Source organism: Tepidimonas sp., assembly GCF_046292505.1.
GTDB lineage: Bacteria > Pseudomonadota > Gammaproteobacteria > Burkholderiales > Burkholderiaceae_C > Tepidimonas.
The window spans coordinates 1-920 of record NZ_JBKBQX010000141.1 but is presented as its reverse complement, the minus strand read 5'-3'; the positions used below and the strand labels follow the sequence as shown (position 1 = coordinate 920).

The 920-nt window shown below is 61.7% G+C and carries 1 protein-coding gene; it reads left to right on the top strand.

All coding sequences use genetic code 11. From position 1 onward, the window contains the following. Positions 1-341: 341 nt before the first annotated feature. A partial coding sequence (locus tag ACK4TH_RS12325; protein ID WP_409626869.1) for a hypothetical protein occupies positions 342-920 on the top strand: 579 nt, incomplete at its 3' end.

Below are 920 nucleotides of genomic sequence, written 5' to 3'. Positions count from 1 at the left end.
GCTACAATGCCAGCCTCGAGCAGGGCCTTGTTGTGCTTGTTGTAGCTCCCTCTCTCACCCCGGATGGCTACAATACCTGCACCTTGGCGCTGGCGATCATCTTGGTTGTAGCTCCCTCTCTCACCCCGGATGGCTACAATCAAGCCGGTGCGGCGGCCTGCGGCGGTCACGTTGTAGCTCCCTCTCTCACCCCGGATGGCTACAATTCATCCATCTGCGCGACGGCTTGCTGGTAGGTTGTAGCTCCCTCTCTCACCCCGGATGGCTACAATGCTTCGTCCACGACAGCTACGCCTGCCGGCGTTGTAGCTCCCTCTCTCACCCCGGATGGCTACAATTGGATGGCGCCAGACATTTGCCAGACGCGCGTTGTAGCTCCCTCTCTCACCCCGGATGGCTACAATGTGCACGCGGTCGGCGTCACCGCCCACTGCGTTGTAGCTCCCTCTCTCACCCCGGATGGCTACAATTGCCGGCGCTGCGCCTCTTGCACCGGCATTGTTGTAGCTCCCTCTCTCACCCCGGATGGCTACAATTACCGCGCTGGCAATGACTTGCCCGACGCGGTTGTAGCTCCCTCTCTCACCCCGGATGGCTACAATGCGGCGCTGTCGCAAACGGTGGAGCAGCTGGTTGTAGCTCCCTCTCTCACCCCGGATGGCTACAATGAGGCCAGCGGCGAGCTGGCCGACATGGCGGTTGTAGCTCCCTCTCTCACCCCGGATGGCTACAATCTACGGCAGCCTGCAAGCGCGCCTGGCCGTGTTGTAGCTCCCTCTCTCACCCCGGATGGCTACAATTCCGGCCCGCACAGAAACCACTCCAGCGAGGTTGTAGCTCCCTCTCTCACCCCGGATGGCTACAATAACTCGCCTTCGAGGAACTGCCGCGCCGCCGTTGTAGCTCCCTCTCTCACCCCG